The organism is Enterobacter sp. UPMP2052 (genome assembly GCF_053709675.1).
Genome location: NZ_JBSKJR010000001.1, coordinates 1,883,647 through 1,909,929 on the forward strand (window position 1 = coordinate 1,883,647; position 26,283 = coordinate 1,909,929).

Sequence of the window (26,283 nt, forward strand, 5' to 3'; positions counted from 1 at the left end):
TGAGATCCCGTGTTGCAGCAATGCACTAAACTTTAACAAATTCGAAAAAAATGTGATTTCGTACACATCTGAATTCCCAGTGAGCAGGAATGCACATATAATGCGCTCCCATCACAGATTCAGACTTATCAACTCATCGCCGGAATGGCTTAGATACCTCGCAAAACATGAACATGAAATTAACAACGCTTTTTGCGGCAGCGTTAGCCGTCGTAGGTTTTTGCAAAACCGCCTCTGCGGTGACTTATCCCCTGCCGACAGACGGAAGCCGTCTGGTAGGTCAAAACCAGGTTGTCACCGTTGAAGAGGGCAACACCCAGCCGCTGGAATACTACGCTGCGCAATACCAGCTTGGTCTGTCTAACATGCTGGAAGCCAACCCGGGCGTCGACCCGTACCTGCCAAAAGCAGGCACCGTACTGAACATTCCTCAGCAGCTGATCCTGCCTGATACCGTTCATGAAGGCATCGTGATCAACAGCGCGGAAATGCGTCTGTACTACTACCCGAAAGGCACCAACACCGTGATCGTGCTGCCAATCGGTATCGGCCAGCTCGGTAAAGACACCCCGCTGAACTGGACGACTAAAGTCGAGCGTAAGAAAGCCGGCCCAACCTGGACGCCAACCGCCAAAATGCACGCGGAATACATCGCTGCCGGTGAGCCGCTGCCAGCCGTCGTCCCTGCCGGCCCGGATAACCCGATGGGTCTGTATGCGCTGTACATTGGCCGTCTGTACGCTATCCACGGTACCAACGCTAACTTCGGTATCGGCCTGCGCGTCAGCCACGGCTGCGTGCGTCTGCGTAACGACGACATCAAATTCCTGTTCGACAACGTGCCGGTGGGTACGCGCGTGCAGTTCATCAATGAACCGGTGAAAGCGACAACGGAGCCAGACGGCAGCCGTTACATTGAGGTGCATAACCCGCTCTCCACCAGCGAAGACCAGATCAACAACAACGAAATCGTGCCAATCACCCTGACCAGCGCGGTACAGGCCGTGACCTCTCAGGCCGATGTTGACACGACCGTTGTCGATCAGGCGATCCAGAACCGTTCCGGTATGCCGGTGCGTCTGAACTGATAGCAACACGCATAAAAAAGCGGGCCTCGAGGCCCGCTTTTTTTTATCCGTTATTTACGATAACAATCCCGCCGTGGTCGTACCGATAGTGGCAGTGGGCGTACTCCAGCGGCGTACCGTCTTCAAGATAGATTACCTGCTCTACCTCCAGCACAGGGTCGGTTTGCTCGCAGACCAGGTGCTGCATATCCAGTTCGTTGGGCTTTAACGCCCGCACCACCCGATACGACCCCATGATCTTCAGCCCGAGCGTCTCCTGCACATACTGGAACACCGAACTTTCAAGATGGCTCTTGTTTAACCCCGGCACCAGGTTCAGCGGCATGACCGTGGAATCCAGCGACATCGGCTCGCCGTTCAGCAGACGCAGGCGGATAAAATCATAGACCGGCGCATCGCCGTTAATCATCAGCGAGGCCTGCTCTTTCTCGTTGGGGAAGCGCAGTTCAAAATGCACCACCTGGCTGCTCACCGTGCCAAGGTGTGCCCAGGTTTTGGTCGCGCCAAAGTAGTCGCTGCCGGAGAGATCCCACTGCGAAAGCTGGAGGAAGTTTTTGCGGATAAACGTCCCCTGCCCCTGACGGGTGTAGACCAGCCCTTCGACAATCAGCTGGCGCATCGCCTGCTGAATGGTCATCCGGCTGGTGCTGAACTCCGCCGCCAGCGCGAACTGGTCCGGCAGCGGTTCATTGGCGGCGTACTGCTGGCTGATAATGCGTTTCTTGATTTCCCGCGCTATGGTGATGTACTTCGCCGCCATCGTCCTGTCCTTCTGTTTAGTTTTCTATCCCGCTGTTTTTCAGCGCCACTCTCTCGGCTATTTTGAGGAAAGGCAGGTAGAAGAATACACCAAATGTCATGATTGCCAACTGCACGACCACGGCACGCCAGTCCCCCGCTGTTGCCAGCCAGGCGCTGAGGATCGGCGGCGTGGTCCAGGGGATCATCACCACGCAGCGCGACATCAACCCCAGGGTGGTGCAGAGCCAGGCGAAATAGATGCCGATAGCGGGCAGAAGAACAAACGGGATCATCAGCGGCAGGTTAAAGACAATCGGCAGGCCGAAGATAACCGGCTCGTTGATATTAAACAGGCCGGGCGCCAGGGACAGACGGGCCACCTGCTTCGCCGATTTTTGCCGCGAGAAGATGAAAATGGCGATCAGCAGCGAAATGGTGCTGCCCGTACCGCCGATCATGCCAAAGGTCGGGACAAAGATGTTGTTGATGATATGCGGGATCGGCTGACCGTTAGCAAAGGCCAGCATGTTCTCGTTAGTGTTAATCAGCAGGAACGGTTCCAGAATCACGCTGTTGACCACCGACTGGTGAATACCCAGCGTGAAGAGGAAGTTGCCGAAGCTGTAGATAAAAATCGTCCCCGGAAGACTGGTGTTAATCAGGCGCAGCGGCTGCTGGATAAAGGTGGTAATGAGGTGGATCAGATCCGTGTGCAGGACATTCGCCAGCACGGCGGCCAGCACGGCAAACAGAGAGAGCGTGATGATCGTCGGGATCAGCGCGGTAAAGGATTTGCTCACCGCAGGTGGGACATTTTCCCCCAGAGAAATGTGCAGCGCCTTAAGGCGCGAAATGGCGATAAAGATTTCCGTCGACAGCAGGCCAATCAGCACCCCGGCGAAAATCCCGGTGCTGCCAATATTGCCAAACGACAGTACCTGGGTAACGTTGACCGCCGTCTGGCTGCCTGCAGGCGTGAGCGAAAGCTGCATCGGCATCATGATGATAAAGCTGCTGACGGCGATAACCACTGCCGAGACCGGATTGTCGAAATCTTTGTTACGCGCCAGCGCCCAGGCAATCATCGGGGCCAGCAGCAGCGCGGCGATATTCAGCGTACCGTTGATTATCGCCTCGCCCCACACCTTGAACTGCGCCAACGTGTCGCCTTCAAAGATCCACGGAAACACCACGTTATTCACCAGCACCGCCAGCCCGGCGAGGATGAAAATCGGCATCACCGTGGCGAAGGCATCGCGCAACGAGCGCAGGTGCACCTGGTTTGCCAGGCGCGCCGAGAACTCTACAAATTTGTCGACAAAAGACTGCATATGCGGTGTTATTTTTGCTTCAGACATAGCGGATATTTCCCATCAATCAGTCACAAAAACGGCCTGGCAGCGTACGGCTTACATCTCGCGTCCGTTGGTATGGATGACCTGTTTCAGCCACGCGTAGCTTTTCTTCGGCACGCGCTTGAGGTCTTTCAGGTCGTGGTTTTCACGGTTGACATACACCACGCCGTAGCGTTTGCGCATATCGCCCTGCGAGCTGAGGATGTCAATTAACCCCCAGCCGAGATAGCCCATCACCTCGGCGCCATCCTCAAACATCGCCGCCTTCATCGCCTCGATATGCGCCCGGTGATAGTCGATGCGATACGTGTCCTCAATCGGGTTCACGCCGTCCCAGGACTCAATGACGCCAATGCCGTTTTCAATCGGGAACACCGGCATGCGCCAGTCGTTGGCGTAGCGGGTGATGATGGTGCGAAAGCCCATAGGGTCGATCTGCCAGTTCCATTCCGTTGCCTTGAGATACGGGTTGTTCTTTTCACCGTGCTGCAGGTAATAGTTAACCGGCGTACCTTCCGGGATCGCGTCGCTGTCCAGCGTTTTACTGGCGTAATAGCTAAAGGCCATAAAATCGTTTTTGGTGCGGGCGAACAGCGCCAGATCCTCAGCGCGGTAGATATCGCCAAAGCCCTGCTGCTCCACTACCGCCATCACCGCCGGGCTGTAGCCCTGGCCGGCAAAGACGCGCAGCAGGTTCTGGTTGAGGAATTCGTCGTACTGCTGGGCGCAGAAGATATCGCGCGGCTTGCAGGTTGCGGGGTAGATCAGCTGGTGCGCCAGCATGCCGCCCATCAGCTGGCCTGGCCGGGACTGGTGCAGATACTCGGTCAGCGCCATGTGCGCCACCATGGTGTGATGCTGCACTTCGTACAGCTCGCGCAGGGTTTCCTCCCCTTTCATATAGCCGGAGATGCGGAAGGCTATCGGCATGTGGAAAATATTCTGCTCGTTAAAGGTCAGCCAGTACTTCACCCGGTCGCCGTAGCAGTCGATCATTTTTTTGCCGTAGCGGATAAACGCCTCCACGACGCGACGATCGTTAAATCCGTTGTACTCCTGCGCCAGCGCCAGCGGCATATCGAAGTGGTAGAGGCAGACCATCGGCTCAATGCCTCGGGCGATCAAATCATCGATAAAGCGGTCGTAAAAGGCGATACCCTCGTCGTTAAAGTCGCCGTCACCCTGCGGGCAGACGCGGCTCCAGGAGATCTGAAAGCGGTAGCAGTTCATGCCCAGATCCTGCATCAAATCAAAGTCTTCCCGGTAACGGTGGTAAGAGTCGGTCGCCACTTTCCAGTCAGAGATATTTTCACCGGCTTCGCGAATGTCGTACACCGACATCCCCTTTCCGCCCTCGTTCCATGCCCCTTCCGTCTGCATGCTCGACACCGAGTTGCCCCATAAGAAGTTTGCTGGCAGTGATTGATTCATGGTTGCCTCCTGTATGACTAGTCATTTAAATGATATGACTAGTCATATAGCCGGAGATGAAATTTCGATCAAAGGGGAGGAACGATTTTTGTGAGATGGGTTTGAATAATGACGAGGGATGTCTTGCGAACAGCGCCGTGGCAGCAAGTCCTTTTGCTGCCAGACGTAAATGAGTCTGCGCACTTCAGGGGAAAGATACCGAACCGCCGAACTCCATATAGATTTTTGCCAGATTATTTAACTGGTTAAAGCGATTTTCATACAGTGCCAGTTCGGCCTGACGGCGTTTCTCCTGAGCATCAAGCCAGAAAGAAATTCGCACCGCGCCCTGGCGGTAGCGAACTTCGTTTAGCCTCTCTGATTTTTTCGCCAGTTCCAGGCCTTCACGTAGAAGCGTCTCCTGTTCCAGGAGTTGATGACGCAAAGCAAGCGCATCTTCTATGCTACTCATCGCCTTGTAAAGTTCCTGTTTAAACTCCAGAACCCGTTGCTCGTAGTCGTTGCGGGCAATCTTCACGTCCATGCCCCTTTCTCTCCATTCCAGGAACGGCAGGGTCAGGTTTGCTCCAACAGAGCCTACAGGATTTTCCAGGAAGGCCATAAGGCTGCTGCTGCTGGTGCCAAGCGAGCCGGTCAGACTAAACGCTGGATAAAATGCAGTACGCTGGACATCAACGGTGGCCAATGCTTCCCGTACCCGCCACTCTTTAGCGCTGATATCGGGTCGATGCCGCAGCACGTTGACCGGGATCTTTCCACTGACCTGCGGCAGTGGTCCCATTGGTAACGCTTTCGGTTCGACTATCGCGCTGCCCGGCGCGGTTCCAAGCAAAACGGCTTGCTGATTGAGCGCCTGTAAACGTTCATTCTTCAACGCTGCCAGCCTGTTTTCCTGCGAAAGCACGCCCTGCTGCGCATCCACAACATCCAGAGAGGAGGCACCGCCCGCGGCATAACGCGCGTTAGCCAGGCGCAGCGTCTCTTTTGCATAGTCGATGCTTTGTTGCAGGACAGACAGCTTCTGGTTAATAAAGCCTAAGCGCCAGTAATTATTACTGGCATTTGAAAGCAGCGTCAGGCGGGCAGAACGCAGATCCTCTTCCGAGGCAAAACGTGCCCACGCCTTCGCATCGCGCTGCCGCGCTATTTTGCCCCACAGATCCAGCTCATAGCTGGTATTAATACTGGCAACGCTGCCCCTGCTCCAGTTGGCTGAGCTGTTCAGCTGTTTTTTACCGTCAAGCGCGAGCGAACCTTTGAGTCCCGGATCGTTTGCGATGCCGATCCGCTCTTCGTCCAGGCGGGCGCGATACACACGCAATACCGCTCTAGCGACATCGTTATTGCGCACCATCACCTGCCGCAGCCAGCCGTCGAGGTCTGGATCGTTAAAGGCCTGCCAGTCGAACGGCATCCTCTCCTCCGCAGCATCCGCTTGATACCAGTTGGCAGGGTATTTCACCTCAGGAGGCTGATAGTCGCTTTTCAGAGAGTCGGCGCAGCCAGCACTAAGCAGGACAGCAAGGCATACCGTTAAAGGGGATAATATTTTCATGCGTTACTCGCTGGCCAGTGAAACGACCGGATCCATCCTTGCTGCCTTGCGGGCAGGGAGATAACCAAAGATCATGCCGATTAACGTTGAACAGAAGAATGCGGCAGCAGCGGCCTGCCACGAATAAATGGCGGTGAAAAGGCCCCCTGCCAGCGCGGTGAACAGCGCTCCGGCAGCATACGACAGTGCAATACCTAACACTCCGCCTATCAGACATACCAGCACAGCCTCAATCATAAACTGCTGCATGATATCGCCCTGACGCGCACCGACCGCCATTCGCACGCCAATCTCATGGGTCCGTTCCGTGACCGACACCAGCATGATATTCATCACCCCAATGCTGCCGATCATCAGTGAGATGCAGGCCACCATCAGAATCAGGATGCTAAAGGTCATTGAGGTCCGTTCGATTGATTGTCGAATCTGCTCGAAATTATAAAGCTGGAAGTCTTTCACGCCGTGGCGTTGGGTAAGAAGCTGAGAAATAGCGCTGACCGCTGCCTCGTTGGCAACATCATCCTTAAGCCTTACGCTGATGCTGGTCAACACCGGTTTTCCTGTCATTCGGTACATCACCGTGCTGTAAGGCATCCAGACGTTAATGCGATTAGGCGCATAGCTTCGGCTGTTCCCTTTGGCGATGCCGACAACCCGTGCAGGCACGGAACCCAGAAAAACGATTTGCCCAAGTGCCTTGAGTCCCGCATCGTCAAATAACGCCTTGCGGGCGTTTTCATCAATGATGACTTCCTGCGAGGCATTTCGATCGTCCTGGAAAGTTGATCCCTGCAACAGTTCAATACCGTTTACGCGAAAATGATCGCGCCCAACGCCGTTGATCGTGGCGGTAGCGGATTTACCCAGAAAGCGAATGTTGTCGGAAGCGTTAACTTCGGGGCTGACGCTGTCAACAAACCCCTGCTTTGCTAATGCTTCGGCGTCTGCCGGGACCAGTGTACGAATGGCTTCGGTGCTGTCGTCAAAGAAATCCCTTCCCGGGTAGATGCTCACCACGTTGGTTCCAAGCTCCTTGATATTATCAAGGGTTCGCTGTTTCGCGCCTTCACCCAATGCCACCACCGTAACAACCGCGGCGATACCAAAAATAATGCCCGTCATGGTTAACGTCGTGCGCAGGCGATGCGCATTCATCGCTTTTAACGCCATGTGCAGGGATTCACGGGTACGATCAACAATACTTTGCCACCAGCTTTGCTGAACGCTGTCAGGTCGTTTAAGGGCAATCCCGGAGATAACACGACTGCCGGTATCAGAAATAATTTCACCGTCACGCAGCTCAATAATACGGTTAGCATGCTGCGCTACCTTCATATCATGTGTCACCATAACCACGGTATGGCCACGCTGATTCAGTTCACTGAGTATTGACAGTACCTCCTGACCGGACTGCGTATCCAGCGCGCCGGTGGGTTCATCCGCCAGAATGATTTCACCGCCGTTAATCAGCGAGCGGGCAATACTTACACGCTGCTGCTGGCCGCCTGAAAGCTCTCCCGGCTTATGATGTTCACGACCTTCCAGCCCGAGTCTTCCAAGCAATGTCGCCGCGCGCAGACGGCGCTTTTCGCGCTCGCTATTGGCATAAATCGCCGGAATTTCAACGTTACTTAACGCGCTCAGGTCGGGCATTAAATGATAACGCTGGAAGATAAAACCGATGTGCTCACGGCGGATCCTTGCCAGATCGTCAGGTGAAAGCTGGGCGGCATTTTGACCGCTGATATAGTAGTCGCCACAATCAGGGACATCGAGACAGCCCATAATATTCATCAGGGTTGACTTACCGGAACCGGAGGCACCGATGATCGCGACCATCTCCCCGGCAGCGATAGTCAAATCAATCCCTTTAAGCACGGTGAGATCCTGTCCACCGTTCCGGTAGGTGCGGCTGATGCCCTTGAGTTCTATGATATTACTCAAGATACAAACCCTTCCCCGGGCGCTTTTTCACCCGGCTGCGATAACACAACATGTTCCCCGACTTTTACACCGTCCAGGATCTGGATATCCACACTGTTAGTAATGCCGGTTTTGACCTCACGGGTTTCCAGCCGGTTATCACTGGTCAATATCTGCACCTGCTGCTTGTTGCCACTCACTTTGTGCACAGCCTGAATCGGCACCAGTAACGTATTTTTAGCTTCTCCAGCCAGCAAGGTCACCTGTGCTGTCATGGCAATTCGCAGCCGATTTTCTGGATTGGGAACATCCAGCAGCGCGTTGTAGTACACCGAAGCATTTGACGTGCCTGACCCCGAGGATGAGCTACTGCTGGCCAGGCTATCATCTTTCATAACCGACTCAGGGGCCAGTTCTACGGTACGTAACGTGGCGTCATAATGCTTATCCGGCTCAGAGAAAATGGTGAATCTGGCTTTCTGTCCCGGTGAAATTCGCGTGATATCCGCCTCAGAGATCTGGGCTTTAATTGTCATCACGTCCAGACGTGCGAGTTTAATAATGGTCGGCGCACTTTGGCTGGAGTTAACCGTTTGGCCCTGTTGGGTGACAACGGCAATAACAATGCCGTCCATGGGAGCAACAACTTTTGTATAACCCAAATCGACCTTTTTCTTGTCGACATCAATTTGCGCCTGGACGAGTTTGGCGTTCAGTGCCGATAACTCAGCGCGGGTACTGGCCAGCGTGGTTTCAGCCGTTTCGAAATCTTCTCTTGAGCTGGCATCCTCATTTAGCATCTGGCGCTGGCGCTTAAAACGCAATGAGGCTTGCTTCAACTGCGCCTGCTTAGCCTGAAGGTCCGCTTTTACCACGTTGAGAGCAGCTTCTGCGTTGCGTAAATCATTACGCTGCGGCACGTCATCAATTTCAGCGATGAGCTGTCCTTTAGTGACACGATCGCCTAACTTCACTTTCAGCGACTTAACCTGGCCAGAAACCTGTGCCCCAACGTTGACCCGCTCAATCGCATCAATTCGACCGGTAGCAAGTACGGCGTTTTCAATATCGCCGATGCGTACTGGAGCGGTAACATACTCAGGGACCTCGGGGCTTCTCAGGAAGAAAAACAAGGCGATGCTAAAAATAATTAGCAGAGCCGCAGCACAGGTCAATACGCGTCGGGGAGGGAATTTTGTTAGCATTACGCAGGTTTTCCATAACGATAAACAGCAGTGAATCAGGCATCATAGTAACATCGCCAGTATTTACGGGAAGTAAACACCGCGCTATTTGGTGAAATAACGTCATCGGATTTTTCCACCCCGCAATCCATTACGCAGAATCTCCAGGTCCGCCTGTAAACCGCCGCCAGAGTGGGATTCTGCGCCGGAATCGATAAAATTTCCGGCAACCACATGCATAAAGACATCACTGAGCGATCAGACCCCATAAGAGCGTCAGGTCGTATGATGGCTTTCACATTTTTCATTATTCAGTTCCTGATTTTTCAACCGGGAATAAACCAATAGCGATTTTTTATTTCAATTACAATCATCTTTCTTAAAGGTAAAAGTCCCACCTGCACCTTTAAGGAAGATGACTGTGAAAATAAAAGCATGGACAGTTTTACTGATGTCGGTATATCTGACTTCCTGTGCCATACCCCATACAGAAAAATATCAGACCCTCATGGACAGCGTGACGGCGGAAAAAGTCAGCCGGATAATCCGGTCGGATGTCATCCCTTTTTCAGGTCAAAAACACGGGGAGATTATCAGCCGCGTGTCGTCTGCTTTTCTCGGTACGCCTTACCAGGCTGACACGCTTATCGGAGGGCCCGACACTCCCGAAGCGCTTGTCGCGAATTTCAACGGCGTGGACTGTTTTACTTTGGTGGATTACGTCGAGGCCCTGACGCGCAGCCATGACGAGACAACATTTCTGCATAATGTGGCGGAGGTTCGTTACACCCACGGGAATGTTGACTATCTCAGCCGTCGGCACTTCTTCTCTGACTGGTTCGCCACACAACCACGCAATGCCCGGGACGTTACGCCGGATATTAGCCCTGATTATGTTGTCGTCGACAAGCAACTTAACCGCAAACCGGATGGGAGTGAGTACATCCCCGGCCTGGGCATCCATTACCGTAAAATTAATTATATTTCTGGAAACGCCATCACTCAGCAGGTACTGGACCGTCTGAAAACCGGAGATTATGTCGGCGTCTATTCTCCGCTTGAGGGGCTGGACGTTTCGCATGTGGGTATAGTGGTCCGCCACGACGGTCAGGTATGGTTCAGAAATGCCTCCTCACTGGATGCAAACAGAAGAGTGGTGGATTCGGCGTTTCTGGAATACATGCGCGCAAAACCGGGCATCGTCGTTCTGCGCGCTGAGTGACCAGCCCATCATCCTGTGTGCTTACCTTCACGTTCTGCTCAAGACATGACATTTTCCATCCGAAATGTCTGCACGAACGTGAATGCATAATCCACAGAGTCCCCTTTTGCTGAGCCCAACCTGCGATTTTTCCCATAAACGAATCATTGTGCATTACGTGCTTAATTATAGTTGCAATCCAAATATGATAATAGTAATTATTATCATTAGCATTTGCATTGATGGTTTATCTGGCAAGGTATACAGAGGTATCAGGAAACAAGCCTCTCCAGGTTTGTTGACCGGTCTCACACTCAACAAATGCATCAGAACACCGCGGCGTGGCAGCACGACGCCGTTTGGGCTATTCAACAGGACAACGGCGCGAAAGCGTTAATGGAAGCCGGGACAAGGAATTCCCGATTCACCCGCCTACGTCACGGAATAGTCACCGACAGGACCGTCCGTCAGGCTGGTGAAACTCAAAAAGGACGCGGCGTCTGTCAAAGCAGGCTTAACGAAAATTAACGTCCTGCTGCTGGCATATGACTGCGTCGACTTCCTGATTTAGTTCGTCAAGCGGAGAGGGATTTTCTCATGCGTATTTTGTTTGTAGGCCCGCCTCTCTATGGGCTGCTGTATCCTGTGCTGTCTCTGGCACAGGCGTTTCGCGTTAACGGCCATGAAGTGCTGATCGCCAGCGGAGGAAAATTCGCCCAAAAAGCGGCAGAAGCGGGGCTGGTGGTATTTGACGCCGCACCCGGTTTTGATTCTGAAGCTGACTATCGCCGTCGCGAGGCACAGCGAAAAGAAAGTAACATCGGCACAAAAATGGGCAACTTCTCATTCTTCAGCGAAGAGATGGCCGACCACCTGGTGGAGTTTGCCGGACACTGGCGGCCCGATCTCATCATCTACCCGCCGCTCGGCGTCATCGGGCCTCTGATTGCCGCCAAATACGATATACCGGTCGTAATGCAAACCGTCGGCTTCGGCCATACGCCCTGGCATATCAAAGGCGTAACGCGTTCGCTCGCGGACGCCTATCATCGCCACGGCGTTGGGGCCGCACCGCGCGATATGGCCTGGATCGACGTAACACCACCGAGCATGAGCATTCTTGAAAACGACGGCGAACCCATTATTCCCATGCAGTACGTCCCGTACAACGGCGGCGCGGTGTGGGAACCGTGGTGGGAGAGGACGCCCGACCGTAAACGTCTGCTAGTGAGTCTCGGTACCGTCAAACCGATGGTCGACGGTCTTGACCTGATCGCCTGGGTGATGGATTCCGCCAGTGAAGTCGATGCCGAGATCATCCTGCATCTTTCGGCCAATGCGCGGTCGGATCTGCGCTCACTACCCTCAAATGTTCGCCTGGTCGACTGGATACCCATGGGAGCATTCCTGAACGGCGCAGATGGCTTCATTCATCATGGTGGCGCGGGCAATACACTGACGGCGCTGCACGCCGGTATTCCACAGATCGTCTTCGGCCAGGGTGCCGATCGCCCGGTCAATGCCCGCGCTGTTGTCGAACGCGGCTGCGGGATCATCCCCGGCGACGACGGCCTGTCAAGCAGCATGATCAATGCTTTCCTCGACAATCGTGCGCTTCGCGACGCCTCTGAAGAGGTAGCGGCGGAAATGGCGGCGCAACCCTGTCCAAGCGAGGTGGCGAAAAGCCTGATCGCGAGGATACAGAAAGGGTAGCCACTGCGCCGTCATGACGATCATACGCCAGCACGCATCCAGGAGTCATACGCCCGTAACAATGCGGGACCGGATCGGGCTGGCGCTTTTTTGCACAGCGATCCGACTCGGATCCTATTGTTTACAGACGGAGGAGGCTTAATGCCTGCGACTCACTCTCCCACACCTGCGCGGTCCTGGATAGTTCGCCTGGCGCGCGTGTGCTGGGAACGTAAGAAACTTAGCATCATCGTGGTGGTAGCGTCGGTCTCGACCATTCTGCTGGCCGCGCTGACGCCGTTGCTGACAAGGCAAGCGGTAAACGACGCGCTGGCGGGCAATCCGACTCGTCTGCCGTGGCTGGCCTGCGGGCTATTGCTGATCGCCTTTTTTGATTTCATCGGTAACTATGTGCGCCGCGGTTATGCCGGGGAGCTCTCGCTCTGGGTGCAGCACACCCTGCGAGGACGGGCATTCGACAGTATTCAAAAACTTGACGGCGCAGGCCAGGACGCACTGCGCACCGGGCAAGTGATTTCACGGACCAACAGCGATCTGCAGCAGGTGCATACCCTGCTGCAGATGTGTCCGGTGCCGCTGGCGGTGTTCACTTATTACATTGCCGGCATTGCCGTGATGCTGTGGATGTCACCCGCCATGACGCTCATCGTCGTGTGCGTACTGGCGTGCCTGGCTATCACTGCGCTGCGCGCGCGTCGCCGGGTCTTCGCGCAAACCGGGCTGGCCTCGGACCGACTGGCCAATCTCACCGAACATATGCGCGAGGTGCTGGCGCAGATCTCAGTGGTAAAATCCTGCGTGGCGGAGCTGCGTGAAACGCGCTGGCTGGATCGCCAGTCGCGGCAGATGGTGCGGGTACGCATCGGCGCGGCCATTTCGCAGGCGATGCCAGGCGCCACCATGCTGGCGCTGCCGGTGCTCGGGCAAATCGTCCTGCTGTGCTACGGCGGCTGGTCGGTCATGCACGGGCACATCGATCTCGGCACCTTCGTGGCGTTTGCCAGCTTCCTCGCGATGCTGACCGGGCCAACCCGCGTACTGGCATCGTTTCTGGTTATCGCCCAGCGCACCCAGGCGTCCGTGGAGCGGGTGTTTGCCCTGATCGACACCCGTTCGCAGATGGAAGACGGGACGGAGGCGGTTAACGGCCAGGTTATCGGGCTGCAACTGGAGAATATGAGCTTCGACTACCGTGGCGGCAGACGCATCCTCAGCGATGTCTCCTTTTCCCTGCACGCCGGTGAAACCGTGGCGGTAGTGGGCGCATCGGGTTCCGGGAAATCCACGCTGCTGATGCTGCTGGCGCGTTTTTACGATCCCAGCGCCGGAGAGATATGGCTCAACACCAGCGCAGGCCGACAGAACCTCCGCGATCTCAGGCTGGAGGCGCTTCGTCGTCGGGTAGGCGTTGTGTTTGAGGATGCTTTTCTGTTTGCCGGTACGGTGGCGGAAAATATCGCCTACGGGCACCCTCAGGCAACGGCGGACGACATTCGCCTTGCGGCGAGGGCAGCAGGAGCCAGCGATTTTATCACCGCCCTGCCGAAAGGCTTCGATACCCAATTAACCGAACGCGGTACGAATCTTTCCGGCGGACAGAGGCAGCGAATCGCGCTGGCACGGGCGCTCATTACCGCGCCGGAAGTGTTGATCCTCGATGACACCACCTCGGCGGTCGATGCCGGTACTGAAGCGGAGATCAACACCGCGCTGAGTCGCTATGCTGACGAAAAGCATATGCTGCTGGTGATTGCCCGACGCCGCTCGACGCTTCAGTTAGCCAGCCGGATTGTGGTGCTGGATAAGGGCCGGGTGGTGGACACCGGAACCCAGGCAGAACTTGAAGCGCGCTGTCCGGCGTTCCGCGCGCTGATGACCGGCGACGGCGATTTCCTCGCGCCTTCCCACAGTGGGCCTAACGGATTGTGGCCGACCGTACCAGCGGCACAAGACGATGCGGCGCAGACGGGGGATAAAGGCTTTGTCGCCCGTATGACGCGCGTGCCGGAAAATGCAGTACAGCAGGCGCTGGCCGGTAAAGGCCGCAAAGTCACGTCACTGCTGAAGCCCGTGGCGTGGATGTTCGTCATCGCCGCCCTGCTGATCGCCCTCGATTCGGCGGCAGGCGTCGGGGTACTGATACTGCTGCAGCGCGGCATTGACTCCGGCGTTGCCACAGGCGATATGTCGACTATCGGCCTTTGTGCCCTATTCGCCCTGTGCCTGGTGGCCGTGAGCTGGTGCTGTTATTCACTACAGACTGTCTTCGCCGCCAGAGCGGCAGAGTCAGTCCAGCATACGGTGCGCTTGCGCAGCTTCGGCCATATGCTGCGTCTTGGTCTCCCCTGGCATGAAAAGCATGTCGATTCGCGTCTGACCCGTATGACCGTAGATGTGGACTCGCTCGCCCGTTTTCTGCAAAACGGCCTTGCCGGTGCAGCCACCAGCATGGTGACAATGTTCGCCATCGCCGCCGCCATGTTCTGGCTCGACCCGCTCCTGGCGCTGACGGCATTAAGCGCGGTGCCCGTGGTCGCACTGGCAACCTGGATTTATCGCCGCCTCAGCTCCCCTGCTTATGCGCAGGCGCGGCTGGAAATAGGCAAAGTCAACAGCACCCTGCAGGAAAAAGTCTCCGGCTTGCGCGTTGTGCAATCGCATGGCCAGCAGGAACAGGAAGCCGCCCGGCTGCGCGCGTTATCGGATCGGTTCCGTGCGACCCGCGTACGTGCGCAAAAATACCTTGCCGTCTATTTCCCGTTCCTGACCTTCTGCACCGAGGCCTCCTATGCCGCCGTTCTTCTGGTGGGTGCATCGCGGGTCGCCGAAGGCGAAATGACCGCCGGGGTGCTGGCGGCTTTCTTCCTGCTGCTGGGGCAATTCTATGGGCCAGTGCAGCAGTTATCAGGAATTGTCGACGCCTGGCAGCAGGCGACGGCCAGCGGCAAACATATCAATGAACTGCTGGCGACCGAAGGCACAGAGAACATCGAGCCCTCTTCCGCACCGCCCGCCACTGGCGCGCTGCATCTTGATGAGGTCACGTTCAGTTATCCCGACAGTTCTGAACCCGCGCTGAACAAACTTACCCTGACAATCCCTGAGGGAAGGGTCGTCGCGGTCGTTGGTCGCAGCGGTGCGGGTAAGTCAACGCTGATTAAGCTGATCGCCGGATTGTATTCCCCCACCCACGGCAGGATCAGCATTGGCGATCGGATGATTGATGATGCCTCGCTTGCCGATTACCGTCGCCAGATTGGGCTGGTCGATCAGGATGTGGCGTTGTTTAGTGGTGATATTGCGGAAAACATTCGTTACTCACGGCCATCCAGTACCAATGAGGACGTTGAGATTGCCTCTCAGCGGGCAGGGCTGTATGAGACGGTGCGCAATCTGCCGCAGGGATTCCGGACACCGGTGAATAACGGCGGTGCCGATCTGTCCGCAGGTCAGCGCCAGCTGATTGCGCTGGCCCGCGCACAACTGGCGAATGCTCACATCCTGCTGCTTGATGAAGCCACGTCGCGTCTGGATCGCACATCCGAAGAGCGATTGATGTCATCGTTAACAGACGTCGCGCACGCCGGGAAGCACCTGGCGCTGATTGTGGCGCACCGTCTGACCACCGCGCAGCGCTGCGATCTGATTGCCGTTATCGATAAGGGGCAGCTTGCCGAATACGGCACCCACGCACAGCTGTTAGCGGCCGGCGGCCTCTATACCCGCTTGTGGCATGACAGCGTCGGCAGCGCTGTTTTCCATCGCCAGCACGCCATCACGGGGGAAATCGTGGAAGAGTGATTGCGCACCTAAGACATTAAAAAACACGCGCTGAAGCGGCTGTTCCCGGAATAGCCGCTTTAGCTATTTATACTGACACCCTTCATATTCAAAGAGAGTGAATGCTGAACATGCAACAACATCCCTCTGCTATCGCCAGGCTGCGCAGCCAGCTGGCAGCAGGCCACATTGCTAACCTTTCTGACTTCTGGCAAGACGCTGAGTCGCTGAATGTACCGCTGGCGACGCCAGTGGACGGAGCGAAAGACGAGCGTGATGTGACATTTCTGTGGCGCGCCAGGCACCCTCTGCAGGGCGTTTATCTGCGTCTGAATCGGGTGACGGATAAAGAGCACGTGGCGAAAGGGATGATGACCGCCCTTCCCGCGACGGATATCTGGACTCTGACGCTGCGTTTACCCGCAAGCTACTGCGGCTCCTATTCGCTGGTGGAAATCCCCCCCGGCACCCCGGCCGAGACGATTGCACAGTCCGGAGGCCGCTTTGCTACCCTCGTCGGGCACGCCGATCCGCTAAACAAAACGCCGGGGATCAACGTTCGGGGAAGCACACAGGAGTCGGTGCTGGCGCTTGATAAAGCCCCCGCCCAGTCCGAATGGCGCGGCGGGTCACCCAGCGGGCAATTGCTTACCTCGGCGCGCACTATCGCCGGGGAATCGCGCCGGGTTCGGCTCTATCTGCCGGACGTTGATGTTTCGCAGCCCCTCGGCCTGGTGGTGCTGCCTGATGGTGAAACCTGGTTCGATCACCTTGGCGTATGCGCGGCAATAGACGCCGCCATAAACAACGGACGCATCGTGCCCGTGGCTGTACTTGGCATCGACAACATTGATGAACACGAGCGAACTGCGATACTCGGCGGGCGCAGCGAGCTGATAAAGGATATCGCCGGCCAGTTGTTGCCGACGATCCGCGCTGAACACCCACAGCGGCAGTGGGCAGACCGTTCGCGCACCGTGCTGGCCGGACAAAGCCTCGGCGGGGTCAGCGCGCTCATGGCCGCTCGTCACGCACCGGAAACGTTCGGCCTGGCGCTCAGCCACTCCCCTTCGATGTGGTGGACGCCAGAGGGTGCCAGCCGGCCAAACGTGTTCAGCGAAACCGATACGTCTTGGGTGAGCGAACATCTGCTTTCTGCCCCACCGCAGGGCGTGCGCATCCGCCTGTGCGTGGGATCGCTGGAAGGTTCGACGGTACCGCACGTTCAGCAGCTCCATCAGCAGTTGCTTACCGCGGGCGTCGACAGCCATTGCGCAATATATACCGGGGGTCACGATTACGCATGGTGGCGCGGCGCACTGATTGACGGGCTTGGTTTACTGCAGGGTTGACTTGACCCGCGAACACATTCAGGCAACTGTACAGGCTTCCTGAATAAAGAAAATCTCACCTGCGGAAAAGGAATAATCATCAGATGTATGCCCGCGAGTATCGCCCAACACGCCCACGCAAGGCGCTTGTCACTCTTTTTTCTGGTCTTACCCTTATCTGGAGTGCGCACGCTTTCGCAAAGCCGGATATGCAGCCACTGGGGCCAAATATCGCCGATAAAGGCTCCGCGTTTTACCATTTCAGCGTCAACTCGTTCGACTCCGCCGATGGCAGCCGCCATTATCGGGTATGGACGGCCGTGCCAAATAAAGCCGCACCGGCGTCGGGCTACCCGATTTTATATATGCTCGACGGCAACGCAGTTATGGACCGCCTGAACGACGACCTGCTCAAACAGCTGGCAGAAAAATCACCGCCGGTGATTGTGGCTGTCGGGTATCAGACCAACCTCCCCTTCGATCTCAACGGCAGGGCCTACGACTATACGCCAGCAGCAGAAAGCGGCAAAACGGATACCCGTAACGGGCGTTTTAGCCGTAAGAGTGGGGGTAGCAACGACTTCCGCCAGTTACTGGAAACGCGTATAGCGCCAAAGGTGGAACAGGGATTGAATATCGATCGGCAGCGCCGCGGCCTGTGGGGGCACTCCTACGGCGGCCTGTTCGTGCTGGATGCCTGGCTGTCCTCCTCTTATTTCCGGACGTACTACAGCGCCAGCCCGTCGTTGGGCAGAGGCCATGATGCGCTGTTGAGCCGCATCACGGCGGTTGAGCCGTCGCAATACTGCGCCAGGCGCCTGATGATAATGGAAGGTTCGGCGACGCCGGGCGATAACCGGGAAACGCATGCTGCCGGGGTGCTGACGAAAATTCATGCCACCCTCGCCACGCTGGAAGATAAAGGCGTCAATGCCGCCTTTTGGGATTTCCCGAACCTGGGACACGGACCAATGTTCAACGCTTCATTTCGCGGAGCGCTGTTAGATATCAGTGGTGAAAACGCAGGTAACACAGCAGGTTGTCATCCATTAAACCGCTAAACACTGCCCGCCTTGACGCGGGCAGTACGCCTCTGGCACTACGATCAGAATGACGCGGTAACACCGGCATAATAAGCCCGACCAGGCTCGTTATAGGTATTCGCCCCTTCGGAAGATCGGTAGATCTGTTTATCGAAGATATTGCTGACACCAACGTTAAGACGCAGATTTTTATTAATATCGTAATTAAAGTTCGTCCCCACCAGCGAATAAGCGCCCAGCTCTTTACCTGACAGACCGCCCGTATCTTCACTACGAGTTTCCGAATGAGTACGCGGTTTTTGTCTGCCGTATAACGTCCAGTTGACGCTGGCAGAGAACGCCTGGGTGATGGTCCAGTCAAGCGAGTTATTAATGGTGTATTTCGGGATGATCGACAGCGGGTTACCGGTGTCTTTTTGCTCCGAGGTGATCATCCAGGTGGCATTGGTATTCCAGTTCAGACGATCTTTCACCAGCGGGAACGCCATGCTGGCTTCGATACCGTCCACCAGCGCTTTCCCGCCGTTCTGCCACTGGAGAATATATGCGCCGGAAGCGGTTTGCCCGATAACATTATCTCCGGCCACAATCTTATTCTGGTAGTCATTGCGGAAGTAGGTCACGCTGGCGTGGTAATCTTCCCAGGCGAACTCCAGCCCAATTTCTTTATTGATGCTGATTTCCGGATCGAGATCTTTATTACCGATCAGGTAGCAGCCGCCCGATGTAATATCTTTTGGGCAACCGTTGCCTTTCGAGTAGAGCAGATAACCTTCGCTGGTTTGATACAGGTTGGGTGCTTTAAAGGTTCTGGCAATCCCCGCTTTGACTTTGAAGTAATCCCCCAATTCCTGCGAGAGGTTCAGGCTGGGGCTGAAGTTACCGCCGGACTCGTTGAGATAATCAAAGCGCAGGCCGGGAATGATATTCGTGCCGGGAACCGGCTCAATATTATCTTCAAGATAGAGCGCACTGATTTGGGAATGATTTTTACTGCTGCGATCCGCAGCCGAACCAGAAATGCCGCCGATATTGCTGTCAGCCCCCGTCAGGCTGGTAGAGGAAGGATCGTCGAGCTCATCGCGGCTCCACTCCGCGCCCACGGTCAGCGTTTGATCGACCAGCGCATTCAACGGAATATTAACCTCGCCGCTGGTTCGCCAGGAGCTCAGGCGATTGGTCGTGAACTTTTCATCCGCCGAAATACGCCCTTCACCACCGCCGGATAATCCTTCGTTCATACGGGTGTTATTGGTTTTCTCATAATAGACACCAAAACGGCTTTGACCCCAGTCCCAGATACCATTGTGCGTAACGCCATAATTTTGCCGGTACAGGCGGTTCGTCTCTTCACCGGATTTCGCCAGGCTTTCAGTGACGGCACTGGAAGAACTGTTTTGCGTATCGCCAGCATAGATATTCCCCTGGCGGCTATATCCGGCTTCGAAATCGATAATTTGCTGCGGATTTAATTTCCACGAGACAACGCCGTTGATATCTTTGTTGCGCACCCCTTCATGCCCGGCCGCGTTTTTCGTACCGGCCAGGGAGTTAATATCCCAGCTGTCGGCATCGGTTTTATTCAGGTTGCCGTACAGACGCATGGTCAGCGCATCGCCAGCCAGCGGCCCACTCAGGCTAAAGTTGGCGCGACGCGTAGCGCCTTCGTCGCTGCTTTCCGGCTGGTTAGTGTATAACGACAGCGAACCGTGCCAGTCGTTGGTGGGGCGTTTGGTAATGATGTTCACCACCCCGCCCGCTGCGCCCGAACCGTAGCGTGCCGCCGCAGGGCCGCGGATCACTTCAATACGCTCAACCTGTTCCGGTGGCACCCAGTTGGTGTCGCCGCGAGTATCACGCTCTCCGCGCCAGCTATAACGCACGGCGTTGCGCGACGTCACCGGTACACCATCAATCAAAATTAAGGTGTTTTCCGGCCCCATGCCGCGAATGTCGATCTGGCGGTTATTACCGCGTGTACCCGAGGCGCTGTTGCCGGTCAGATTAACACCGGGCATTGTGCGAATAATATCGGAGAGATCGTTGACCGGAGGGTTCTTTTTAATATCTTCGCTGGTAATAATCGACACGCCCGGCTGCTGTTTGAGTACCTGCTCAGCGGTGGCTTCTACCACCAGGGTCTCGTCGTTATCATCGGAGGATTGTGCCAGTGATACCTGACTGTTCAACCCTGCCAGGAGCGCAGTGAGCGGCCAGAAGATCTTGATAATTCTCATACCCATTCCCTAATACATGCCTAACGTAAAAGTGATTGATCGTTAAGCTCACATCCTTGCCAGATATTTTTAACTGCCATTATTTTTATAATAAGAATGATAATTAATATCATTTAGAGAGGGTTAAGGCAATCTTTAATAACACGGATGCGCGCATTAACGAAACGCACGCATTGACCCGGAATGATTCTTCCCGGATACCGCCCTGTGCGTTCGTAAAGCTGGCATACTGAAACAGCGGAAGAAGAGAACGGCCCACGGGAATTTCGTGTTGTGACATAACGTTAATATGTCATTACAGGGGAACGTAGCCCCGGTAAGCGCAAGCGCCACCGGGGGAAGGAAGGTTATTGTTGCGCTAACTGATTGCGACGGTACTCGCCCTGGCGCTCCAGCATCCAGCCAGGATACTCGCGCGGCAGCGCGCTGACCGCATCCAGCTGTTTCAGCTCATCATCGCTCAGCTGAACGCCGGTTGCGGCAATGTTGTCATCCAACTGATCGACCCGTTTCGCTCCGATGATGACGCTGGTCACCGCCTTCTGGTGCAGCAGCCATGCCAGCGCAATTTGCGCCACCGACACGCCCTTGCCTTCCGCCAGGGTGCGCATCACATCCACGCAGTCGAAAGCGCGATCCTTGTTCACGGGCGGGAAATCAAACTCCAGTCGACGTCCGCCTGATGCGCTCTGCCCGCTGCGGTCATACTTGCCGCTCAACAGGCCGCCCGCCAGCGGGCTCCAGACCATCAGCCCGACGCCTTCGCTCTGCATCATCGGCACCAGCTCACGCTCCAGATCGCGCCCGGCAAGGGTGTAATACGCCTGCAGCGAAGCAAATCGCGACAGCCCCAGACGCTCGGAAATGCCCAGCGCTTTGGCGATCTGCCATGCCGCCCAGTTAGAGACGCCGATATAGCGTACGTGGCCGTGCTGAACGAGGTTATCCAGCGCATAAAGCGTCTCTTCGATCGGCGTGGCCGGGTCAAAACCGTGGAGCTGATAAAGATCGATATGATCGAGCTGCAGGCGGCGCAGGCTCTCTTTGGCGCTATTGATGATGTGGTACCGCGAGCTGCCGCGCGAGTTCACCCCCGCCGTTCCCGTTTCACCGAAGACTTTTGTGGCGACCACTACGTTCTCGCGGGGGATCTTCAGGTTCTTCAGCGCCTGGCCGGTGATCTCCTCCGACCGCCCTTCCGAGTAGACATCTGCCGTGTCGATAAAATTGATCCCGGCGTCCAGCGCGCGGCCCACCAACTGCTCGGCGTCGCTTTGCTGAAGCTGACCAATCTTGCCCCACATGCCGCCTTCCCCGCCAAAGGTCATGGTCCCGAGGCACAGTTCAGAAACAAACAGACCGGTATTGCCCAGTTTTTGATAACGCATAATTCATTCCTCGCTTTTCGTTTGGGTGCTTAACAGTTATACCCGCCGCTCAGCCAGCGCGAATGTGGCGTTCCTGTCCGTTTCTTGCCCAATCCTCTGAATCTTATCCCCGCGGCGCGTCGCCAAAGACCTTGTAATCTGGCAGCTGCACCTGCTGATACGGCTCCCAGCCACCGCCCAGCGCCTTGTACAGCGCCACCAGGTCGAGCGCGCTTTGCACCTGCGCCTGGGCCCGCTGCTGCTGCGCCTGAGCCAGCTGACGCTGCGCGTCCAGCACGTCGATAAAGCTGGCGATCCCCTGTCGATAGCTGTCGCTCGCCAGGTCGAAGGCGTTTTGCAGCGCATCAATGGTTTTCGCGAGGCCCGCTTCGCGCTGCTGGTCGGTGCGGTAGCTCACCAGCGCGTTTTCAACATCACCCAGCGCGGTCAGCACCGTCTGGCGATAGTCCAGCACCGCTGCGCCCTGCTGCGCGCGCGCCACCTTCACGCTGGAGACCAGCCGGCCGCCCTGGAAGATGGGAATGGAAACCTGCGGGCCAAAGCTGTAAAAGTGGCTGCTCCAGTCGGTGAGCCAGTTGGTTTCGCTGTTGCGCAGACCAAACTGCCCGGAAAGGGTAAAACTCGGGAACAGCTCCGCCACCGAGACGCCGATCTCCGCCGTCGCCGCATGGAGTCGGGCTTCTGCCTGACGCACGTCCGGACGGCGGCGCGCCAGCGTTGACGGAATGCCCGTCTGGACAATATCCGGCAGCGCGGGCATCGGCTGTGCCGACTGCAGCTCTGCGTCCAGCGCGCCCGGCGGTTTGCCGAGCAGAATGGCCAGGCCGTTCATCGCCTGGCGTTCCTGCGCCTGATACTGCGGCAGCTGCGCCTCCAGGTTGCCCAGCTGCGCACGGGCATTCTCCACATCCATCTGCGGTGAAAGCCCGCCGCGCTGACGGCTGTCGGTAAGCTCCAGCGTCTGCTGTGCGCTCTCAATCTGGGTATTCAGCGTGGCGATAATGCTCTGCGCGCCGCGCAGCTGTAGCCACGCCCGCGCCACTTCCGCCTCCAGCGACACCAGCGCATCGTTACGCTGCTCAATGGCCACCTTCTGCTGTGCTTCGGCGGCCTCAACCTGACGGCGCACCTTGCCCCACAGGTCGATTTCCCACTGGGCGTCAAAGCTGCCCTGGTAAAGATTGATCGGCTGGGTCAGCGGGCCTAACGCGCCTCGCAGCTGCGGGTCGACATTATCAAGCTGGTCGTACACCCCGTGAGATTTCAGCTCCCCCTCCAGCCCAAGCTGCTGGCGCGTTGCCTGCAGGTTGCCGTTAACCGCCGGATAAAACGCGCCGCCCGCCTGATTAATTTGCTCACGCGCGCCGGCGATGCGCAGCACCGTTTGCTGCAGCGATAAATTTCCGGCGATGGCGCGTTCAACCAGGCTGTCGAGCTGCTGCGAGCCAAAGGTTTTCCACCAGCGCGGGTTAGTCGCGGCTGAAACCGTTTTCGACTTCACCTCGCCGTCGCCCTTGTCATTCCAGTGGCCAGAGGGTGGCGGTGCGGGCTGCTGGTAGTCCGGCCCGACGGCGCAGCCAACCAGCAACATCATTATCATCAGGGGGTGTAAACGTCTGTGTATCATCAGTGTGCTCCTGCACTCCCCTCGCTCTTAACCGGCGAGAGCAACAAACAAAACGGAATCAGTAAAAAGGCCACCGCGCTCAGAATGGTAAAGACGTCGATATAGGCCAGGAAGCGCGACTGTTCGATCATGGTCTGGTACATCCGCCCGGTGGCGATACCCGTCGGGTCGCCCACCTGCGTCGTGAAGTTCTGGATAGCTTGGGCGCTTTCGCGGATCGCCAGCTGGAACTGCTCGTTAAACGGCGATGCGTGATACGCCAGATGCGCGCTGTGGGCCTGAGAGCGCTCGGTAATCGCTGCCGTCGAGAGCGAAATGCCAATCGAGCCTGCGACGTTGCGGAACATGGTAAACAGCGCCGCCGCGTCGGCGTTGAGCTGCCGTGGGATCGAAATAAACGCAATGGTGGTCAGGGGCACAAACAGGAACCCCAGCCCGATCGACTGCGCGCTGCGGAACAGCACCAGCGTTTCGAAATCAATATCCGGCGTCAGCGTGCGCGACCAGAAGAACGACACCGCCAGACAGGTAAAACCGAAGGCGATGATCCAGCGCGTCTGCACCACCGGCATCAGCTTCAGCACCAGCGGTATGGTCAACACAATCAATATTGCGCCCGGCGAAAGCACCATGCCCGACCAGGTGGCTGTATAGCCCAGATCCTGCTGCGCCAGCTGCGGGATGACCACCGAACTGCCGTAGAGGATCATCGCCATGCCCGCCATCAGCAGGCTCGAGACCGCAAAGTTCTTATCCTTCATGCAGTGCAGGTCAACCACCGGCTTTTTGGCGTACATCAGCCAGTAAATCGCGCCGATAATGCCGATCAGCGTCAGCACCGCAAAGGTGCGGATAAAGTTTGAGTAGAACCAGTCGTCATCTTCACCCCGGTCGAGCATCACCTGCAGGCAGCCCAGCCCGAGGGCGATCAGGCCGATCCCCGTCCAGTCAACGGAGAGCTTCTCTTTGGATTTACTTTCCCACGGCGGATCTTCCAGAAGCTGGTAGATCGCCAGCACCGTAATGATCCCCACGGGAATGTTGATGAAAAATACCCAGCGCCAGGAGTAGTTGTCGGTGATCCAGCCGCCCAGCGTCGGGCCGAGCACCGGCGCGACGATAATGGCGATGGACGAGAGGCCAAAGGCTTTACCCCGATCCTCCGGCTTGAAGTAATCGAGCAGCACCGACTGCTGGGTAGGCTGTAGCCCGCCGCCGAAAAAGCCCTGCATGATGCGGAACAAAATGATCTGCCACAGCTCGGTGGCAATGCCGCACAGGAACGAACAGACGGTAAACATCACGATGCAGATCAGAAAGAACTGCTTGCGGCCAAACACCCGGCTCAGGAAGGCGGAAATAGGCAGCACGATACCGTTGGCGACCAGGTAACTGGTGAGCACCCAGGTGGATTCGTCATAGCTTGACGAGAGCGATCCGGCGACGTGCGGCAGCGCCACGTTGACGATGGTGGTGTCGAGGATCTCCATAAACACCGCCAGCGTGACAACAATCGCCACCGCCCACGGGTTGCTGGCAGGCTTCCAGCTGTCGTGGCTGTGGTCCGTCATTCCACCGTCACCTTCGGTTCAACCGACAGCCCCAGCGGCAGCGGTTTGTTCGGATCCAGACCTTTATCAATGACGATTTTTACCGGCACGCGCTGGACGATTTTCACAAAGTTACCGGTGGCATTTTCCGACGGGAAGGCCGAGAAGCGCGATCCGCTGCCCTGCTGGATGCTGTCGATATGGCCCTCAAGCGCCATATCTGGCCAGGCATCCACAGAGACACTGACCTTGTCGCCCGGCTTCATGCGCTCAAGCTGCGACTCTTTGAAGTTCGCAACCACCCACACGTTCGGGGAGACCAGCGAGAACAGCGCCGTTCCCGCCTGCACCAGCGTGCCGGGCTGAACGTTACGTTTGGTGACAAAGCCGTCGAACGGGGCGCGCACCTCGGTGTACGAAAGATTGAGATTGGCGGTTTCGAGCTGCGCTTTCGCCTGGTCAACCTGACGTTCACGCGCTTCGACGTTGGTCTCCTGCTGGCGAATCTGCAGCTGAACCTGCTCCGCCACCTCAAGCTGCGCCTGCGCGCTGGCCAGGCCAGCCTGAGCGCTACGCAGCTGGGCGTTAGCGGAATCGATACTTTGCTGGGTGGTCGCTCGGGGGTCAACGCCGCGCTGGCGGCGATACTCGGCCTGAGCGTTCGCCATATCTGCCTGCGCCTTGAGCACCTGCGCTTTGGCTTCGTCGCGCTGGGCAGGATACTGCACCTTCGAGAGCGCCAGCTGGGCCTGCGCCTGATGCAGCTGTGCCACGGCCAGCCCAAGCTGGGCCTGCGCCTGGTCGCGCTGCGCGGCGGTATCGCGCGGATCGATAACCACCAGCACATCACCTTTCTTCACGCGCTGGTTATCGCGCACCCGCAGCTCGGTGACATAGCCCGCCGTTTTGGGAGCGATGGTCACCACGTCGCCGTCGGTAAAGGCGTCGTCCGTGGTCTCTTCGTTACGGGTTAAAAACCACCAGACCAGCGCCACCACAACCATCACCACGACAACGATGCCGAGGATAATTAACGGTTTTTTTCCGGGGCGCTTGCGTTCTTTATTGTTTTTTTCCTGCTCGTCAGCAGGGGGATTTTGTTCTTCTGCCATGGTCAGCAACGGTCCTGTCAGTGA

At 56.7% G+C, this 26,283-nt stretch carries 17 protein-coding genes; 6 read left to right on the forward strand and 11 right to left on the reverse strand.

Going from position 1 to position 26,283, the window contains the following annotated elements:
• The first annotated feature begins 167 nt into the window (after nucleotides 1–167).
• Nucleotides 168–1,088, forward strand: coding sequence for a L,D-transpeptidase (ldtB, locus tag ACWKX3_RS08745; protein WP_006177326.1), 921 nt, complete (start codon nucleotides 168–170; stop codon nucleotides 1,086–1,088).
• A 43-nt stretch (nucleotides 1,089–1,131) separates the two neighbouring features.
• Here ldtB and ACWKX3_RS08750 read toward each other — a convergent pair whose 3' ends face one another.
• The 6 genes from ACWKX3_RS08750 to ACWKX3_RS08775 form a co-directional block, all read right to left on the reverse strand.
• A complete protein-coding gene (locus ACWKX3_RS08750; protein ID WP_006177325.1) occupies nucleotides 1,132–1,848 on the reverse strand; it encodes a GntR family transcriptional regulator in 717 nt (238 codons plus the stop codon).
• A 16-nt stretch (nucleotides 1,849–1,864) separates the two neighbouring features.
• Nucleotides 1,865–3,187 (reverse strand): PTS sugar transporter subunit IIC, encoded by a 1,323-nt coding sequence (locus tag ACWKX3_RS08755; protein WP_042321090.1) that lies wholly within the window; start codon nucleotides 3,185–3,187, stop codon nucleotides 1,865–1,867.
• A 51-nt stretch (nucleotides 3,188–3,238) separates the two neighbouring features.
• A complete protein-coding gene (locus ACWKX3_RS08760) occupies nucleotides 3,239–4,615 on the reverse strand; it encodes a glycoside hydrolase family 1 protein (RefSeq protein WP_042321087.1) in 1,377 nt (458 codons plus the stop codon).
• A gap of 184 nt (nucleotides 4,616–4,799) precedes the next feature.
• A complete protein-coding gene (locus tag ACWKX3_RS08765) occupies nucleotides 4,800–6,170 on the reverse strand; it encodes an efflux transporter outer membrane subunit (protein WP_454541603.1) in 1,371 nt (456 codons plus the stop codon).
• 3 nt (nucleotides 6,171–6,173) lie between these two features.
• Nucleotides 6,174–8,114, reverse strand: coding sequence for a MacB family efflux pump subunit (locus tag ACWKX3_RS08770; protein WP_454541604.1), 1,941 nt, complete (start codon nucleotides 8,112–8,114; stop codon nucleotides 6,174–6,176).
• Nucleotides 8,111–9,298: a macrolide efflux RND transporter periplasmic adaptor subunit EtsA gene (locus ACWKX3_RS08775; RefSeq protein ID WP_006177320.1), complete on the reverse strand. Its 1,188-nt coding sequence runs from the start codon at nucleotides 9,296–9,298 to the stop codon at nucleotides 8,111–8,113. Before ACWKX3_RS08775 ends, ACWKX3_RS08770 begins: the two co-directional genes overlap by 4 nt.
• Before the next feature lie 394 nt (nucleotides 9,299–9,692).
• Here ACWKX3_RS08775 and ACWKX3_RS08780 point away from each other — a divergent pair, with 394 nt between their 5' ends.
• The 5 genes from ACWKX3_RS08780 (at nucleotide 9,693) to ACWKX3_RS08800 (ending at nucleotide 18,363) form a co-directional block, all read left to right on the forward strand.
• Nucleotides 9,693–10,499 carry a DUF1460 domain-containing protein gene (locus tag ACWKX3_RS08780; RefSeq protein WP_152996872.1) on the forward strand — a complete coding sequence of 269 codons (807 nt, stop codon included), beginning with the start codon at nucleotides 9,693–9,695 and terminating at the stop codon, nucleotides 10,497–10,499.
• Nucleotides 10,500–11,075: 576 nt separating this feature from the next.
• Nucleotides 11,076–12,191, forward strand: a complete 1,116-nt coding sequence (iroB, locus tag ACWKX3_RS08785; RefSeq protein ID WP_058610605.1) for a salmochelin biosynthesis C-glycosyltransferase IroB — start codon at nucleotides 11,076–11,078, stop codon at nucleotides 12,189–12,191.
• A 141-nt stretch (nucleotides 12,192–12,332) separates the two neighbouring features.
• The gene (gene iroC / locus ACWKX3_RS08790) at nucleotides 12,333–15,992 is read left to right on the forward strand and encodes a salmochelin/enterobactin export ABC transporter IroC (RefSeq protein WP_454541605.1); all 3,660 of its coding nucleotides are present in this window, start codon (nucleotides 12,333–12,335) and stop codon (nucleotides 15,990–15,992) included.
• A gap of 101 nt (nucleotides 15,993–16,093) precedes the next feature.
• Nucleotides 16,094–17,323, forward strand: coding sequence for an alpha/beta hydrolase-fold protein (locus ACWKX3_RS08795; RefSeq protein ID WP_454541606.1), 1,230 nt, complete (start codon nucleotides 16,094–16,096; stop codon nucleotides 17,321–17,323).
• Nucleotides 17,324–17,406: 83 nt separating this feature from the next.
• Nucleotides 17,407–18,363 (forward strand): alpha/beta hydrolase, encoded by a 957-nt coding sequence (locus tag ACWKX3_RS08800; protein ID WP_454541607.1) that lies wholly within the window; start codon nucleotides 17,407–17,409, stop codon nucleotides 18,361–18,363.
• 44 nt (nucleotides 18,364–18,407) lie between these two features.
• On the opposite strand, the gene iroN is transcribed toward ACWKX3_RS08800, so the two are convergent.
• The 5 genes from iroN to ACWKX3_RS08825 form a co-directional block, all read right to left on the reverse strand.
• Entirely contained in the window at nucleotides 18,408–20,582 is a 2,175-nt protein-coding gene (iroN, locus tag ACWKX3_RS08805) for a siderophore salmochelin receptor IroN (RefSeq protein WP_454541608.1), read from the reverse strand.
• Nucleotides 20,583–20,929: 347 nt separating this feature from the next.
• Entirely contained in the window at nucleotides 20,930–21,970 is a 1,041-nt protein-coding gene (locus tag ACWKX3_RS08810; protein WP_102891202.1) for an aldo/keto reductase, read from the reverse strand.
• 103 nt (nucleotides 21,971–22,073) lie between these two features.
• Nucleotides 22,074–23,597, reverse strand: a complete 1,524-nt coding sequence (locus ACWKX3_RS08815; protein WP_454541609.1) for an efflux transporter outer membrane subunit — start codon at nucleotides 23,595–23,597, stop codon at nucleotides 22,074–22,076.
• Nucleotides 23,597–25,168 carry a DHA2 family efflux MFS transporter permease subunit gene (locus tag ACWKX3_RS08820; protein WP_006177309.1) on the reverse strand — a complete coding sequence of 524 codons (1,572 nt, stop codon included), beginning with the start codon at nucleotides 25,166–25,168 and terminating at the stop codon, nucleotides 23,597–23,599. The genes ACWKX3_RS08815 and ACWKX3_RS08820 overlap by 1 nt, the downstream gene beginning before the upstream one ends.
• On the reverse strand, nucleotides 25,165–26,259 hold the full coding sequence (locus ACWKX3_RS08825; RefSeq protein ID WP_058610598.1) for an HlyD family secretion protein: 1,095 nt from the start codon (nucleotides 26,257–26,259) through the stop codon (nucleotides 25,165–25,167). Before ACWKX3_RS08825 ends, ACWKX3_RS08820 begins: the two co-directional genes overlap by 4 nt.
• Nucleotides 26,260–26,283 lie beyond the last annotated feature (24 nt).

Excerpts from the sequence above, each read along its gene's own strand:
- ACWKX3_RS08795 (WP_454541606.1), top strand. The coding sequence starts at position 16,094 with ATGCTGAACATGCAACAACATCCCTCTGCTATCGCCAGGCTGCGCAGC.
- iroB (WP_058610605.1), top strand. The coding sequence starts at position 11,076 with ATGCGTATTTTGTTTGTAGGCCCGCCTCTCTATGGGCTGCTGTATCCT.
- ACWKX3_RS08755 (WP_042321090.1), bottom strand. The coding sequence starts at position 3,187 with ATGTCTGAAGCAAAAATAACACCGCATATGCAGTCTTTTGTCGACAAA.
- ACWKX3_RS08820 (WP_006177309.1), bottom strand. The coding sequence starts at position 25,168 with ATGACGGACCACAGCCACGACAGCTGGAAGCCTGCCAGCAACCCGTGG.
- ACWKX3_RS08775 (WP_006177320.1), bottom strand. The coding sequence starts at position 9,298 with ATGCTAACAAAATTCCCTCCCCGACGCGTATTGACCTGTGCTGCGGCT.
- ACWKX3_RS08810 (WP_102891202.1), bottom strand. The coding sequence starts at position 21,970 with ATGCGTTATCAAAAACTGGGCAATACCGGTCTGTTTGTTTCTGAACTG.
- ACWKX3_RS08765 (WP_454541603.1), bottom strand. The coding sequence starts at position 6,170 with ATGAAAATATTATCCCCTTTAACGGTATGCCTTGCTGTCCTGCTTAGT.
- iroC (WP_454541605.1), top strand. The coding sequence starts at position 12,333 with ATGCCTGCGACTCACTCTCCCACACCTGCGCGGTCCTGGATAGTTCGC.
- ACWKX3_RS08780 (WP_152996872.1), top strand. The coding sequence starts at position 9,693 with ATGACTGTGAAAATAAAAGCATGGACAGTTTTACTGATGTCGGTATAT.
- ACWKX3_RS08760 (WP_042321087.1), bottom strand. The coding sequence starts at position 4,615 with ATGAATCAATCACTGCCAGCAAACTTCTTATGGGGCAACTCGGTGTCG.
- ACWKX3_RS08800 (WP_454541607.1), top strand. The coding sequence starts at position 17,407 with ATGTATGCCCGCGAGTATCGCCCAACACGCCCACGCAAGGCGCTTGTC.
- ACWKX3_RS08815 (WP_454541609.1), bottom strand. The coding sequence starts at position 23,597 with ATGATACACAGACGTTTACACCCCCTGATGATAATGATGTTGCTGGTT.
- ACWKX3_RS08750 (WP_006177325.1), bottom strand. The coding sequence starts at position 1,848 with ATGGCGGCGAAGTACATCACCATAGCGCGGGAAATCAAGAAACGCATT.
- ldtB (WP_006177326.1), top strand. The coding sequence starts at position 168 with ATGAACATGAAATTAACAACGCTTTTTGCGGCAGCGTTAGCCGTCGTA.
- iroN (WP_454541608.1), bottom strand. The coding sequence starts at position 20,582 with ATGAGAATTATCAAGATCTTCTGGCCGCTCACTGCGCTCCTGGCAGGG.
- ACWKX3_RS08825 (WP_058610598.1), bottom strand. The coding sequence starts at position 26,259 with ATGGCAGAAGAACAAAATCCCCCTGCTGACGAGCAGGAAAAAAACAAT.